Origin of the sequence: Burkholderia sp. BCC1985 (assembly GCF_905339915.1) — a bacterium.
Classification (GTDB): domain Bacteria; phylum Pseudomonadota; class Gammaproteobacteria; order Burkholderiales; family Burkholderiaceae; genus Burkholderia.
Map to the genome: position 1 here is coordinate 1 of NZ_CAJPGY010000031.1, position 13,808 is coordinate 13,808.

Annotated in this window: 14 protein-coding genes; 13 read left to right on the forward strand and 1 reads right to left on the reverse strand. The window is 62.0% G+C overall.

The features are described from left to right. Positions 1-237 precede the first annotated feature (237 nt). Positions 238-1,695 (forward strand): APC family permease, encoded by a 1,458-nt coding sequence (locus U4Z31_RS26315; protein ID WP_321811807.1) that lies wholly within the window; start codon positions 238-240, stop codon positions 1,693-1,695. A 75-nt stretch (positions 1,696-1,770) separates the two neighbouring features. Here the strand turns inward: U4Z31_RS26315 and U4Z31_RS26320 are convergent, their stop codons facing one another. Continuing rightward, positions 1,771-2,664: a LysR family transcriptional regulator gene (locus U4Z31_RS26320; protein WP_321811808.1), complete on the reverse strand. Its 894-nt coding sequence runs from the start codon at positions 2,662-2,664 to the stop codon at positions 1,771-1,773. 548 nt (positions 2,665-3,212) lie between these two features. Between U4Z31_RS26320 and U4Z31_RS26325 the strand changes: the two genes are divergently transcribed. From U4Z31_RS26325 to U4Z31_RS26380, 12 genes are all read left to right on the forward strand, one after another. Continuing rightward, entirely contained in the window at positions 3,213-4,190 is a 978-nt protein-coding gene (locus U4Z31_RS26325; protein ID WP_321811809.1) for a thiamine pyrophosphate-dependent dehydrogenase E1 component subunit alpha, read from the forward strand. 12 nt (positions 4,191-4,202) lie between these two features. Then, positions 4,203-5,210: an alpha-ketoacid dehydrogenase subunit beta gene (locus tag U4Z31_RS26330; protein ID WP_321811810.1), complete on the forward strand. Its 1,008-nt coding sequence runs from the start codon at positions 4,203-4,205 to the stop codon at positions 5,208-5,210. Positions 5,211-5,216: 6 nt separating this feature from the next. Next, on the forward strand, positions 5,217-6,338 hold the full coding sequence (locus U4Z31_RS26335) for an acetoin dehydrogenase dihydrolipoyllysine-residue acetyltransferase subunit (protein WP_321811811.1): 1,122 nt from the start codon (positions 5,217-5,219) through the stop codon (positions 6,336-6,338). Positions 6,339-6,415: 77 nt separating this feature from the next. Continuing rightward, the gene (locus tag U4Z31_RS26340) at positions 6,416-7,171 is read left to right on the forward strand and encodes an SDR family NAD(P)-dependent oxidoreductase (protein WP_321811812.1); all 756 of its coding nucleotides are present in this window, start codon (positions 6,416-6,418) and stop codon (positions 7,169-7,171) included. Between the two features lie 27 nt (positions 7,172-7,198). Further along, on the forward strand, positions 7,199-7,612 hold the full coding sequence (locus U4Z31_RS26345; RefSeq protein WP_321811813.1) for a GlcG/HbpS family heme-binding protein: 414 nt from the start codon (positions 7,199-7,201) through the stop codon (positions 7,610-7,612). A 25-nt stretch (positions 7,613-7,637) separates the two neighbouring features. Then, positions 7,638-8,432, forward strand: coding sequence for a putative hydro-lyase (locus tag U4Z31_RS26350; RefSeq protein ID WP_321811814.1), 795 nt, complete (start codon positions 7,638-7,640; stop codon positions 8,430-8,432). Between the two features lie 16 nt (positions 8,433-8,448). Further along, the gene (locus tag U4Z31_RS26355; RefSeq protein WP_321811815.1) at positions 8,449-8,766 is read left to right on the forward strand and encodes a hypothetical protein; all 318 of its coding nucleotides are present in this window, start codon (positions 8,449-8,451) and stop codon (positions 8,764-8,766) included. 73 nt (positions 8,767-8,839) lie between these two features. Beyond that, positions 8,840-9,289, forward strand: a complete 450-nt coding sequence (locus U4Z31_RS26360) for an OsmC family protein (protein WP_321811816.1) — start codon at positions 8,840-8,842, stop codon at positions 9,287-9,289. 54 nt (positions 9,290-9,343) lie between these two features. Next, positions 9,344-9,640, forward strand: a complete 297-nt coding sequence (locus tag U4Z31_RS26365) for an antibiotic biosynthesis monooxygenase family protein (protein ID WP_321811817.1) — start codon at positions 9,344-9,346, stop codon at positions 9,638-9,640. A gap of 64 nt (positions 9,641-9,704) precedes the next feature. After that, positions 9,705-10,490, forward strand: a complete 786-nt coding sequence (locus tag U4Z31_RS26370; protein WP_321811818.1) for a 5-oxoprolinase subunit PxpA — start codon at positions 9,705-9,707, stop codon at positions 10,488-10,490. Next, a complete protein-coding gene (locus U4Z31_RS26375) occupies positions 10,483-12,081 on the forward strand; it encodes an urea amidolyase family protein (protein ID WP_321811819.1) in 1,599 nt (532 codons plus the stop codon). The genes U4Z31_RS26370 and U4Z31_RS26375 overlap by 8 nt, the downstream gene beginning before the upstream one ends. Next, positions 12,078-13,790 (forward strand): acetyl/propionyl/methylcrotonyl-CoA carboxylase subunit alpha, encoded by a 1,713-nt coding sequence (locus U4Z31_RS26380; protein WP_321811820.1) that lies wholly within the window; start codon positions 12,078-12,080, stop codon positions 13,788-13,790. Before U4Z31_RS26375 ends, U4Z31_RS26380 begins: the two co-directional genes overlap by 4 nt. The last annotated feature ends 18 nt before the right edge of the window (positions 13,791-13,808 follow it).

The following is a 13,808-nucleotide window of genomic DNA, read 5'->3' on the forward strand; positions in this document are numbered from 1 at the left end:
GGATCTGCAGGCGCATGAGGCAGGCATTGCGTGAGGGGGGCGAGCCCGATGAGCGTGATAAAGCGCGCTTATCGAAAAACATCGCCAACGGCAATTGGACCTGATCAATTTGGCGGCGGACGATGACCCGCACGACGAACCGAACCGGACACACGAACGATCGAGGCACGATGCAGCGCAAGTTCGACAATGCTGGTGAAATGTTGAAGGGGTAAGGAGATGGAGGTGGAGATGGAGATGAAACTGAATATGGACGACGTTCAAATAGAAACGTCTCCGCAGAAGAAGCTGTCGGGCAGCATGGGGGCCGTCGGTCTGGCGCTTACCGTGCTGGCGTTCTCGGCCCCGTTGACGACCGTATCGGGATACATCCCGTTCGCGCTGATGTTCGGCGGAGTCGGCAGCCCCGTGATCTTCATACTGACGACGCTCGTATTACTGCTGTTTTCCGTCGGCTATGTGACGCTCAACAATATCGTGAAGCGCCCCGGTGACTTCTATGCGTTCATCAGCTATGGCATCGGAAAGTCGACGGGACTCGGTTCCGGCATTCTCGCCGCGGTCTCGTACTTCCTGCTCCTCGCCGGTGTCACGTCGTTCTTCGGCGTGTCGTGCTCCGATCTCGTGCACGACATGACCGGCGCTTCGATTCCGTGGTACTGGCCGACGCTCGCTTGCTGGTTAGTGGTTTCGATGCTGGGATACCTTCATGTGGAACTGTCCGCGAAGGTGCTGACGTGGGTAATGATTCTCGAGATCGTCGTTTGTCTGGCGTTTTCATTCGGTGTGCTGTCGAAAGGTGGCGTGCCAGGTGTTTCCGCGTCCGCTCCATTCATGCCGAGCCAACTGGCGAACAGTACCAACGTGCCGTTCTGCATGTTGTTCACCGTGTCGTTCTTCATGGGATTCGAGGCCACCGCGTTGTTTCGCGACGAAGTGAAGATGCCGGACCAGACGATTCCGCGTGCGACATATGGTGCAGTCATCTTTATCGGCGTGATCTACACACTGTGTGCCTACGCGATGATCATGGCTTACGGGCCGCAGGTTCAGGCGATCGCGGCCAAGACGCCCGCGGCGATGTTCCCTGACGCCTTCGCGAAATTCGTGAGCCCTAGCCTGCACCTGATCGTTTCGATGCTGGTGATGACTTCCGCATTTGCGGCGAGCCTGTCCACGCAGAACGTGCTTTCGCGCTATATGCACAACCTTGGCACGGACGGTGCGCTTCCCCGCTTCCTCGGGAAGGTGCATGCGAAGCACGAGTCTCCGTATCTGGCTTCGATTACCGTCTCGGTCATGGTTCTGTGCGTGCTGATGCCGTTCATCCTGATGGGCGCTAAACCGGATCTGCTGTACGGGCAACTCTCCGGTGTCGGGACCTCGGGCATCATCATCCTGATGACCATCGTCAACATCTCGTCGCTGGTCTGGTACGTTCGTCGGGGCCGGCACCAGGGCGTGAGCTTCGCCAAGTCGTTTCTGGCGCCGGCGATTTCATCGGTATTCTTTATCGCGCTGGTTTATCTCGTCGCAGCACACTTCGACGTGCTCGCGGGTGGCGACCCGGGGCAGTATGTGTGGATGTTCTACTGCCTGATCGGTGTGCAGGTTGCGGGCATGGCACTTGCCCAATACTTCAAGCACCGGCGCCCCGAAGTCTTCGAATGCCTGGGACGCAGCCAGAACGGTTGACGATCACGACAAGTCAGGACTCGTCGAGTCCTGGCTTTTTTTTTGCGCTTGTGCAAAGCGAGCGCAGTGCGTTGCCTACCGCCCTTCGTAACGAGCGGCGACGTTTTGGGCGAGCGTGGCCACGATCGAACTCAGCGGCATGTCGACGCGGCGAACGAAACTGGCGGTGAACGGCATCACCGGCATCTCGTGGCCGGTATCGATGCGGCGTAGCCGGCCGGTCGCAAGATGCTCCGCGACGACGTGATGCGGGATCGCCGCGATGCCAATGCCGTCGAGCGTCATCCGGACGATCGACGACAGCGACGAGTTGCCGAAGATCCTCACGTGATGCAGATGTGACCGATCGAACATCTCCTTCAGCTGCATATACGGACGCGTCGATCGGGAAAACGTGATGACCGGATGCCGCGCGAGATCGTTCAGCGTGAGGTTCCCCGCGTCGCATTCGAAATCCGACGAGACGATCCAGCTGATCGGATAGCTGCACAACGGCAGATTTTCTGCGTTGCTCGCGTTGACGGGGCCCATCAGCAGCGCGACGTCGATCGTGCCGTCGGAGAGGCCCGCGGTGAGGTTCGGCGTGGCGTCGACATTGACCTCGAGGGTGATCTCCGGGTACTCGACGCTGAGTCGCTTGAGCAGCGCGGACAACCATGTATGCACGATCGTGTCCGACGCGCCGAGCTGGACCGTCCCGCTCAGGGCCGTGCGGCCTGCGACAGCCTCCACCATCTCCGCGCTCAGCGAGATCATTTGTTCGGCGTAGACGAGCAACTGCCTGCCCTTGATGGTCAGGAAGCAACCCCGTTTGTCTCGCTCGAACAGGCGCCCCTTCAGCTGCTGTTCGAGTTGCGCGATGCGCGCGGATACAGCCGGCTGTGTCGTGTGCAACCTTTCCGCGGCACGGTGAAATCCTCCCAGCTGGGCGACGGCGTAAAAGGTCTCCAGATTTCGAAGATCGATCATGTGACGAACTCCACCCCACGTGGGGAAAAGCGATTCGATCGCAGTTGCCCGGCGCTCGATTGCCGGTCAGATAAAGCGACGCATCTCCCCATTGCGGGGAAGGTCCGATCGATCATAACGACGAAGGTTTGAGCACTCAACACCGAACGCGTGAAACCGGCGCTAGCGCGCCCGCGGCACATTCTTTCTCCACCTTTAGGTGGACGAACCTCATTAGGCGTCTAACTAGAATTTCAACAACGCTGAACGAACGGTGCGTTCGTGAAGGTTGAAGCGAGCGGTCGATGATTGATTGCGAGTGCGTGGTTTGCGCGTCAACGTGCATCGAGGATCGAGATTCCGACCCGTGCTCACGCACTGATAAGCATCGTTGATCGCGCGATATCGCCAATCACGATTGGACCGGGCGAAATTGTCCGGTGACGATTGAAATGGCATGTCGGCACTGCTGTCACGATATTCGTCGGGCGATCGGAATTGGCAAGAAAGCTGAGGGTGCCGCGTCGAAGCGCGCTGCCACGCACACCATTTGAATAAAGGAGATTGGAATGTCCGCCTTGAAGTTTCCCAGTGAGCGGCTCGTGGACGCTTATCGCGCCATGCGAACGATTCGCCGCTTCGAGGAGCGGGTGATGGACGAGATGTCGACCGGCGACATTCCGGGCAATACCCATCTTTGCGCGGGGCAGGAGGCCAGCGCCGTCGGCGTGTGTCTGCATCTCACGGATAAGGACTACATTTCGTCGACGCACCGTGGGCACGGTCACAGCATCGCCAAGGGGTGCGATATCGGCGCAATGATGGCCGAGCTGTTCGGTCGCGCGACTGGAACGTGCGGCGGCAAAGGTGGCTCGCAGCACATCGCGGACCTGCGCAAGGGGATGCTGGGCGCGAACGGCATCGTGGCCGGCGGTGCACCGATCACGTGCGGCGCCGCGCTCACGGCAAAGTTGCTCGGTACCGGTGGCGTGGCCGTCGCGTTCGCGGGTGACGGTGCGATGAACGAAGGAGTGATGGCGGAGAGCTTCAATCTCGCGAAGATCTGGATGCTTCCGATCGTCTTCGTGATCGAGGATAACGGCTTCGGCGAGGCAACGGCGAATTCGTTCGTCTCGGCTGGCAGCTTCACGCGGCGCGCGCAGAGCTACGACATTCCGGCCGCCGAAGTGGACGGTACCGACCTTTTTGCGGTCTACCAGGCCGCAGGCGAGGCGATCGATCGTGCACGCAATGGCGGTGGCCCAAGCCTTCTTCAAATCCACGTACCGCGCTACTACGGTCACTACAGCGGCGACCCCGACAACTATCGCACCCCCGAAGAAAAGAAGGCCATGCGCCAGGAGCGCGATTGCCTGGCCAACTTCCGCCGGCAAGTGCAGGAAAGGTCGCAAGTAGCCAGTGGTGAGTTGGACGCGATCGACGGGCAGATCGAGGTCGAAATCGACGCCGCCGTGAGTGCTGCGCGAGCCGCACCGTTCCCGCCGCTTTCGGCACTGACCGCCGACGTTTACGTGAAGTATCTGTAAGGACCCACTGCAATGGCAAAGAAATCGTTCCGTCAAGCGCTGAATGACGCGCTGCACTCGGAGATGGCGCGCGATCCGCGCGTGATCATGATGGGTGAAGATTTGACTGGCGGCGCCGGCGCCAACGGTGTCAAGGATGCGTGGGGCGGTGCATTCGGTGTGACGCGCGGGCTGCTCGAGGCATACGGCCCCGAGCGCATTCGCGATACGCCGATCAGCGAGGCCGCATTCGTTGGCGCAGCTGCCGGCGCGGCCCTCACGGGTTTGCGCCCGATCGCCGAGCTGATGTTCGTCGACTTCGCGGGCGTATGTCTCGACCAGATCATGAATCAGATCGCGAAGTTTCGGTACATGTTCGGCGGCCGCGCCAAGACGCCGCTCGTGATCCGCGCGACGTACGGGGCAGGCACGCGCTCTGCCGCGCAGCACACGCAGGCGTTCTATCCGATCTTCACGCACATTCCCGGTCTCAAGGTCGTGATCCCGTCGAATCCGTACGACGCGAAAGGCCTGCTGCTCCAGGCGATCCGAGACGACGACCCGGTGATCTTCCTCGAAAACAAGATGCTGTACGACACGACGGGCGAAGTACCCGACGGGGCATACACGATTCCATTCGGCGAAGCACGCGTGGTGCGGGACGGGAAAGACGTGCTGATCGTTGCGCTCGGCCGCATGGTCGGCGTGGCCGAGACGGCTGCTCGCCTTCTCGCGGCGGACGGGGTGTCGGCATGCATCATCGATCCGCGCACGACATCGCCGCTCGACGAGGACACGCTGCTCGAATACACGGAGGACATCGGACGGGTCGTGATCGTCGACGAGGCGAATCCGCGCTGCAGCGTGGCGACGGATATCTCCGCGCTGCTGGCCGACAAGTGCTTCGACTCGCTGAAGGGGCCGATCCGGCTCGTGACGGCGCCGCACACGCCGGTGCCGTATGCACCGAACCTGGAAGACGCGTACGTGCCGTCGCCGGAAGCGGTCGTGAATGCCGTCAAGTCGATTCTGAAGGGGTAATCAATCATGTCGTTCATTGAAGCCGTCACCATCCCCAAGTGGGGGATGACGATGACCGAAGGCACCGTGCTCGAATGGCACGCGAAGGAGGGGGACAAGGTCGAGCGCGGCCAAGAACTCCTCGAGGTCGAATCCACGAAGGTCAACAACGCCGTGGAAGCGACCGTGTCCGGGATCCTGCGGCGTATCGTGATCAACGAAGGTGAAATCGCGCCGGTCGGTGCGCTGATCGGCGTCATCGCCGACGAGGCGGCGACCGAGGAGGAAATCGACGCGCTCATCGCAAGCTACGCGCACCGCCTGAATGCGGGTGACGGCGAGGCGGGCGGTGTCGTCGCACCGAAGGCGATTGCCGTGTCCGGGGGCAGCGTGAACGTGCTGGAGCTCGGCCCCGAAAGCAACGAGGCGGTGCTGCTCATTCACGGCTTCGGCGGCGATTTGTCGACTTGGCTGTTCAACCAGGGCGCGCTCGCCGAGCAGTTCCGGACGATTGCGGTCGACCTTCCCGGGCACGGCGCATCGACGCCGATTACCGGCGGCGACGTGATCAGAAAGATCACCGAAGCCGTCGAGGAAGCCGCGGACGCCGTGACGTCCGGGAAACTCCACTTGGTCGGCCACTCGTTCGGCGGTGCGATCGCCGCCGCGTTCGCTGCCGGCAAACCGTCGCGTGTCGCGTCGGTGACGCTCATCGCGCCGATCGGCCTCGGCAAGGAGATCAACCGGTCGTTTGTGACTGAATTCGTTGCTGCAGAGCGCCGTCGTCCGCTTCAGGCTGCGCTGGAAAAGCTGTTTGCCGATCCGTCGAAGATCACGAGCGAAATGGTCGAGGGCACGCTCCAGTTCAAGCGTCTGGAAGGTGTCCAGGAGGCGCTGTCGGCCATCGCCGACACCATCGCCGATGAAAGCGGCCAGGTTCAGACGATCGGCGCGACGCTGGCGGGACTTGCCTGTCCCGTGATGCTGCTCTGGGGTGAGCGTGACGGGATCATTCCGGTCCCGCAGGCCGACAGCCTGCCGTCCACGGTGCAGCTGCGCGTGATTCCGGACGTCGGCCACATGCCGCAAATGGAGGCAGCGTCGGTTGTGAACGATGCGGTGCTGGACAACATCAATCGCGCCCGATAACCGCGCCTGCCGAGCGGCGGGATGCCGATTCGGCGGCATGGTGCGGTTATCCGCGCAATGATCTTGAGGAAACTGTGATGTCAGGACGTTTGACAGGCAAGCGAGTACTTCTGACCGGCGGCGTTGCCAATATCGGTCTCGCCATTCTGGAGTCGTTCGTTGCCGAAGGCGCGACCGTGTCGGTCGTCGATATCGACGAAGTCAAGGGCCGTGCACTCGAATCCAGGTTCGGCGACAAGGTGCGCTTTTTCCGAGCGGACATCTCGAGCGAAGAAGAGATCAAGACCGTAATCGGGAAGTCGTCCGAATGGATGCACGGCATCGACACGTTGTGTCTGAATGCCGGCGTCCAGCTCTCCGGGCGCGTCGAGGATTTCAGCACCGAGAACTGGGACAAGGTGTTCAGGATCAACGTGCGGGCCAACTTTATTTTCGCGCGCGAGTCGCTTCGCTACCTGCGAGCCGCGAAGAAGTCATCGATCGTGATGATGTCGTCCCTCGCGGGCAAGCGCGGTGGTACTGGCCTCGCATGCTATTCGGCGTCCAAGGCGGCCATCATCGGTCTCACGACCACGCTGGCAATCGAATTCGCACCCGATGGCGTGCGTGTCAATGCTGTGTGCCCCGGCTGGATCGATACGCCGTTCAACCAACCGGTGATCGACTTCATGGGCGGACGCGACAAGCAGGAGTCGGTCGTTCGGACGGCCATCCCCCTCGGCCGACAGGCGACGCCGGACGAGGTCGCGCCGCTGTTCGTCTACCTCGCATCGGACGAGTCGTCCTACGTTACCGCACAAGCGATCAATGTCGACGGCGGCGTGTACAACTAACTGCGGGATACGACCAGGAAGAGATCAATGAGCAAGCAGATCACATATGAAGCCGCGCGGCGGGCGATCGATGCGGGCGTCGCAAAAGCGAACGAACTGGCGCAGCGCTCGTCGCTGTCGATCGTCGATGCGGGTGGCCATCTTGTTGCGTTTACGCGTGTGAACGACGCCGCATTCGGCACGATTGAAATTGCGCACAACAAGGCGTATACCGCCGCCGCACTGCGGTTCCCTACTGATTACTGGATGAAACTCGTCCAGCCGGGCGCCGAGCTGTACGGGCTCGAGCGCGCTGCGTCCCGTCCGTTGGTCGTGTTCGGCGGCGGCCTGCCGGTGAAGAGCGGCGACGAGGTTATCGGTGGTGTCGGTGTGTCGGGTGGCCCGGAGGAAGCGGACGTGGCGATTGCGCGTGCGATGGTCGCTGCGCTCGGCGAGAACTGAACAACTTCGGGTAAGGGTGCTTTCAATGGAATCGACTGCAAGTACGCGGACGATGTCGGCCGACCAGGTCCGCCTGCTGATTCGCGACGGCAAGCTGCGTGTGCCGACGACGGGATACGCCGATGGCTTCATGCAGGCAAATCTGGCGATTCTGCCGAAGCGGTACGCAGATGATTTTCGCGAGTTTTGCCGGATCAACCCCAAGAGCTGCCCGCTGGTGGGAGTCGGGCAGCCCGGCGATCCGGGACTGGACGGACTCGGCGCAATTGACATCCGGACCGATGTGCCCCGTTACCGTGTGTATCGGAACGGGGTTCACACCGATACGGTCGACGATCTGATTGATTTGTGGCGCGACGATCTCGTGACGTTCGCGCTCGGTTGCTCGTTTTCGTTCGAGAGCGCGATTCTGCAGGCCGGGATCGATATCCGCCACATCAGTGCGAACCGGAACGTGCCGATGTACGTGACGAACATCCAGACCGCGGCTGCGGGGCCGTTTCATGGCCCGATGGTCGTGTCGATGCGTGCGTTCAAGCCTGCCGATGCGATCCAGGCGATCGTGCTGTCGGAGCGGTTTCCGCTCGCGCATGGCGCGCCGGTTCATATCGGCGACCCGGCAACCATCGGGATTCGCGACGTCGCCCGGCCTGAGTTCGGCGATCCGCCGGTGATCGAGGCAGGTGACATCCTCGGTTTCTGGGCGTGCGGCGTGACGCCTCAAATGGCCCTTCAGGCTGCGAAGCCGGACTTTGCGATCACGCACGAACCTGGGTACATGCTCGTCACGGATTTGCCGGCGAACACGGCGGTCGTGTGAGCAAGGAGTCGTTGCAATGTTCGATGCAGAAATCGCTGCGAAGCTGCTCAATCGCGCAACATCGCAGGCGTCGGACGACTGTGGCATGCAATATCTTGACGTATTGCGCGAGGGGTTACTCGATTTTTCTCACAGGACCGAGCGTCTGGTCGTAGAGGACGCCGGTTCCGATGTTTCTCGCGAAATCGAGTGGCTGACATTCGGCGACGGCTCCCGCGCGTTGCGCATTCGTACCGATGACGTGCAGATGTGTTGGAGCGAATGGGTTTCGATTGTGAAATCGGGTGACGTCAAATCGATAAAGAGTGTGAAGAAATACATTGCGGCGGAATGAGCAGACGAAGCCGTCGCAGTCTGTCCGCAATGGAAATTGACTGATTGGCGAGGAAGCTCGCCGGGAGACACCGATGTCCGAGCATGGCGTCCGATTGGAATGGAATGTTGAGAGGCACCACGAGCGAGAAGGGACCTATAGCAGGGACCACCGGGCGATCATTAGCCCGACCGTGACGATTCCCGTATCCGCGGCTCCCGATTATCTCGGGAACGAAAACCTGGCTGACCCGGAGCAGTTGCTCGTCAATGCACTCGCAAGTTGCCACATGCTGTACTTCCTCGCGCTGTGTGAAGGCAGTGGCTATGCGGTCGAGTCGTACTCTGACAATGCAGTCGGGAAAGTCGAGAAAAGCGCAGAGGGGTTTCACTGGGTATCTGAGATCGTGCTCAGGCCTCGCGTGACCTTCACGTCCGAAAAGCAGCCGAGCCAGACGCAACTGGAGCGACTGCATTACCGTGCCCACAAAGGGTGCTTCATCGCCAATTCGATCAAGTCGAAAGTGGAAATCGATCTCGGCTGAGCTTGGACCAGGATCGACTATCAGCCGATCAACAACCGTAATGAGGAAAATGAGATGAAGAAGCAAGGTCTGGTCGTGGTCGCAACCGTCGTTGCTCGCTCCGGTAGCGAAGACGTGCTGCGCGAAGCGTTGAAGGAGCTGGTGCCGTATGCAAAGACGGAGCCGGGGTTCATTCAATACGATCTGCACGAATCGACCGAGACGCCGGGGCAGTTCGTCTTCTACGAAATCTGGGAGGACGAAGCGGCCCTTGAGACGCATGCGAATACCGAGTTCGCGAAGGCGTTCGGCGCACGGGCGGGGCAATGGATCGAGTCCGTGTCGCTCAGCAAGTTCCGGAAAATCGCGTGAACCTCGCACGAACGCTCGAGCAGCATCGTGTGTCGTGCATTGAAGGAATCCTGTAGGCAGCGTCATGGTAAGCATTGATTTGAACTGCGATCTCGGTGAGAGCTTCGGCGCCTGGCGGATGGGCGACGATGCGGCGATGCTCGACATCGTGACTAGCGCAAATGTTGCTTGCGGTTTTCATGCCGGCGATCCGGCGGGGATCTATACGGTGCTGCGTGAAGCTGCACGGCGCGGCGTCGCCGTCGGCGCGCACGTCGGTTATCGCGACCTGGTGGGTTTCGGGCGTCGCAACATGCAGCCATCCCGCGCAGAATTGACGGGCGACGTGATCTACCAGATCGGTGCACTGCAGGGACTTGCAAAAGCCGCGGGCACGTCGATTCGCTATGTGAAGCCTCATGGCGCGCTGTACAACACGATTGCGCACGATACCTATCAGGCGGCGGCCGTGATCGACGCGATTCTGGCGATCGATCCGACGCTCGTGCTTATGACGCTGGCCGGCGCACCCGTCGCGGATCAGGCGCGGGAAGCCGGCCTTGCCGTCGTCAGCGAGGCATTTGCCGACCGGGCGTACAACGTGGATGGAAGCCTCGTGAATCGCCGCATGGAAGGAGCTGTCATTCATGATCCGAACGTCGTTGCGCGTCGCATGTTGCGGCTCGTGCAAGGGGGTGTCGTGACGGCAATCGACGGTACGGACATCACGATCGAGGCACAGTCGATCTGCATCCACGGAGACAACCCGTCGGCGGTCGAGACCGCTCGCGTGCTGCAAACGCAGCTCACCGCGCGGGGCGTTACGCTTCGGCCGTTTGCCGGTGCGTGCAGGGGGGAGAACCGTGCCTGAGCAGATGCGCATCCTTTCGGCCGGCTCCGCCGGCATTCTGGTCGAGTTCGAGAGTCTCGAAATGACGCTGGCGCTACTCGATCGGCTGCTCGCGAGCGAAGTGGAGGGAGTCGACGAGGTCATTCCGGGCGCGCGTACCGTGCTGGTTCGCTTCGACCCGGTTGTCATCGATCGCGCGGCACTAATCGAGCAGCTCGGGCAGTTGGACTTGTCTGTTCGCCGGGAGCGCAGCGGGAACACGTTCGATATCCCGGTTTCCTACGACGGGGAGGATCTGGGTGAGGTCGCCGAGCTGCTGGGATGGTCCGTGGCGGAACTCGTCCAGCGGCATCTGGATGCAGTCCACTCGGTTGCTTTTACGGGATTCGCACCGGGGTTTGCTTATATGACCACCGACGATCCGGGATTCGATGTTCCTCGACGCAAAACACCTCGTGTGCGTATCCCGGCAGGCTCGGTCGCGATTGCGGGCAAATTCAGCGGGATCTATCCGTCGGACAGCCCCGGAGGATGGCAGCTTCTCGGCACGACACAGGTGCCAATGTGGGACACGAAGCGTCCGCGTGCGGCATTGCTTGCGCCCGGCGATCGGGTTCGATTCCGCGATGCGAAGAAAGGCGCCGCCGTGCCGGTTTCGGAGCGACTGCAATCGACGCCGGTGCGCCACGTTTCAGGCAGCGGCATCTTGGTCACGCGTGCGGATCGCACGGTGCTGTATCAGGACCTCGGTCGGCCTCGACAGGCTGACCAGGGTGTCTCCATGTGCGGTGCCGTCGACAGAGCCGCGCTACGAATCGCGAACACCTGTGTCGGCAATCCCGACAGTAGCGCCGCGCTCGAAGTGACGTTCGGCGGTCTTTCGCTGGTGCCCGATCGCGCGGTGACCCTGGCCGTGACGGGGGCGCCGTGTCCGATTTCGATTCGCGACGCGAATGGCCGCGTGACGGTTGTCCCCCACTCGCGTCCTTTTGCCGTCGATGCGGGCGAGGAAGTCACGCTCGACATTCCCGGCCGCGGCATGCGGAGCTATGTCGCACTGCGTGGCGGGTTTGTTGTCGAGCGCACGTTGGGGTCCGCGTCGACCGACACGCTTTCGAGGATCGGCCCGGCGCCGATTGCCCGTGGCGATGTTCTCGTTCCGGCCGACGAAGCGGCTACGTTCGTCGAGCCCGAGCCGCCGGCCGCGCGGCCGCTTCCGCGCGCCGGCGACGCAATCGAGGTCGATGTCGTCCCGGGTCCGCGCACCGACTGGTTTACCGACGAAAGCGTCACCCGGTTTCTGTCCCAGGAATGGCGTGTCACGACCGAGTCGAGCCGCGTCGGCATGCGGCTGTCGGGCGACCTGGCGCTGCAGCGGCGCGACGACGCGGAGCTGCCGTCGGAAGGCACGCTGTTCGGATCGATTCAGGTGCCGCACAGCGGGCAGCCGGTGCTGTTTCTGACCGATCACCCCGTCACCGGCGGGTATCCGGTCATTGCCGTGGTCGCGGCACATCATCTCGGCATGCTCGGGCAGATTCCGATCGGCGCCCGCATTCGCTTCAACCCGATATCCGCATTCGATCCGCAAGTGAAGGAACTCGTTCGATGAAGAAGCTGCTCATCGCAAATCGTGGCGAAATCGCCATTCGCGTCATTCGTGCCGCGCGCGACTACAACGTGACGTCGGTCGCAATTTACTCGGACGCCGACGCCGGTTCGCTGCATGCCGAACTGGCCGACGAGGCCTACGGATTGGGTGCGGGGCGCCCGGCGGACACGTATCTCGACATCGCGAAGATTCTGGCGATTGCACGTCGCGCCGGCGCCGATGCGGTTCACCCCGGCTACGGCTTCCTGTCGGAGCGGGCGGAATTCGCCCGGGCGGTCATCGATGCCGGGTTGATCTGGGTCGGTCCGTCGCCGGAGGTCATTACCGCGCTCGGCGACAAAGTGCAGGCGCGGCGTATCGCGTCGAAGGTCGGCGCGCCGCTAGTCAGGGGATCCGACGGGCCGTTGAACAGTGCGTCGGATGCGGTGGCGTTCGCACGGGAAGTCGGCTTGCCGCTGGCGATCAAGGCGGCGTTCGGCGGTGGTGGCCGCGGCATGAAGATCGTCCGACGGATGGAAGATGTCGCGGAGATGTTCGATTCGGCCGTCCGTGAGGCGACCGAGGCGTTTGGCCGGGGCGACTGCTATGCCGAACAATTTCTTGATCGTCCGCGCCACATCGAGGCGCAGATCATTGCCGACCATCACGGCAACACCGTGGTTCTCGGCACGCGCGACTGCTCGCTTCAACGCCGAAACCAGAAGCTCGTGGAAGAAGCGCCCGCGCCCTTCATCACCAACGAGCAGCGCGCGCGGATTCACGACGCGGCACGGCGGATATGCGTCGAGGCCGGATATACGGGGGCCGGAACGGTGGAGTTCCTGCTCTCGCAAGATGGCGTCATTTCGTTTCTCGAGGTGAATACGCGGTTGCAGGTCGAGCATCCGGTGACGGAAGAAACCACCGGGGTCGATATTGTGATCGAGCAACTGCGCATCGCTGACGACCTTCCCGTCTCGATCACGGCTACGCCGGAGCCGCGCGGTCATGCGATCGAGTTCCGCATCAACGCGGAGGATCCAGGCCGCGGCTTCCTGCCGACACCGGGTGCGATCACGCGCTTTCGTCCGCCGGCAGGTCCCGGTGTGCGGCTCGACTCCGGCGTCGAATCGGGTTCGCAGATTCCGGGGCTGTACGACTCGCTGATGGCCAAGCTGGTAGTCACGGGCGAGACGCGGCAACAAGCGTTGGCCCGTGCGCGTCGCGCGCTCGCCGAATTCAGTATCGAGGGCGTGGCTTCGGTATTGCCTTTCCATCGAGCGGTGCTCGAGGAAAAGCGCTTCACCGGCGAAGACGGATTCAAGGTTCATACCAACTGGATCGAAACGGAGTTCGGCGGGATTGCGCCTGCTGCACGCGTCGCGCCGGCCGAGGGGGGCGTGCTGAAGAGCTTCATCGAGATCGATGGAAAGCGTCACACGATCGGCTTGCCCGCGTCGCTGTTTGCGAACGTCGGTGCTCCGCGCGCATTCGACGATGTTGTGAAGATGGAAGCTGGCGCCGGCATCGTGACGGCACCGGTGCCTGGAACGCTGCAGAAGTGGCTGGTGGAAGAGGGGGCGACGGTGGCCGAAGGTGATGGCGTCGCCATCATGGAGGCGATGAAGATGGAGATGCGTGTCGTCGCGCCGAAAGGTGGTCGGATCAGGATCCAGGGGGAATCGGGGCGTGCGGTCGCCGCGGGCGAGAAGATCGCGGTTATCGAGTAAGGAGCGAACGAGACATTG

Bases quoted from the DNA above. Each gene is read 5' to 3' on its own strand.
- U4Z31_RS26320 (WP_321811808.1), bottom strand. From the start codon at position 2,664: ATGATCGATCTTCGAAATCTGGAGACCTTTTACGCCGTCGCCCAGCTG.
- U4Z31_RS26335 (WP_321811811.1), top strand. From the start codon at position 5,217: ATGTCGTTCATTGAAGCCGTCACCATCCCCAAGTGGGGGATGACGATG.
- U4Z31_RS26370 (WP_321811818.1), top strand. From the start codon at position 9,705: ATGGTAAGCATTGATTTGAACTGCGATCTCGGTGAGAGCTTCGGCGCC.
- U4Z31_RS26360 (WP_321811816.1), top strand. From the start codon at position 8,840: ATGTCCGAGCATGGCGTCCGATTGGAATGGAATGTTGAGAGGCACCAC.
- U4Z31_RS26315 (WP_321811807.1), top strand. From the start codon at position 238: ATGAAACTGAATATGGACGACGTTCAAATAGAAACGTCTCCGCAGAAG.
- U4Z31_RS26345 (WP_321811813.1), top strand. From the start codon at position 7,199: ATGAGCAAGCAGATCACATATGAAGCCGCGCGGCGGGCGATCGATGCG.
- U4Z31_RS26325 (WP_321811809.1), top strand. From the start codon at position 3,213: ATGTCCGCCTTGAAGTTTCCCAGTGAGCGGCTCGTGGACGCTTATCGC.
- U4Z31_RS26350 (WP_321811814.1), top strand. From the start codon at position 7,638: ATGGAATCGACTGCAAGTACGCGGACGATGTCGGCCGACCAGGTCCGC.
- U4Z31_RS26355 (WP_321811815.1), top strand. From the start codon at position 8,449: ATGTTCGATGCAGAAATCGCTGCGAAGCTGCTCAATCGCGCAACATCG.
- U4Z31_RS26380 (WP_321811820.1), top strand. From the start codon at position 12,078: ATGAAGAAGCTGCTCATCGCAAATCGTGGCGAAATCGCCATTCGCGTC.
- U4Z31_RS26340 (WP_321811812.1), top strand. From the start codon at position 6,416: ATGTCAGGACGTTTGACAGGCAAGCGAGTACTTCTGACCGGCGGCGTT.
- U4Z31_RS26330 (WP_321811810.1), top strand. From the start codon at position 4,203: ATGGCAAAGAAATCGTTCCGTCAAGCGCTGAATGACGCGCTGCACTCG.
- U4Z31_RS26365 (WP_321811817.1), top strand. From the start codon at position 9,344: ATGAAGAAGCAAGGTCTGGTCGTGGTCGCAACCGTCGTTGCTCGCTCC.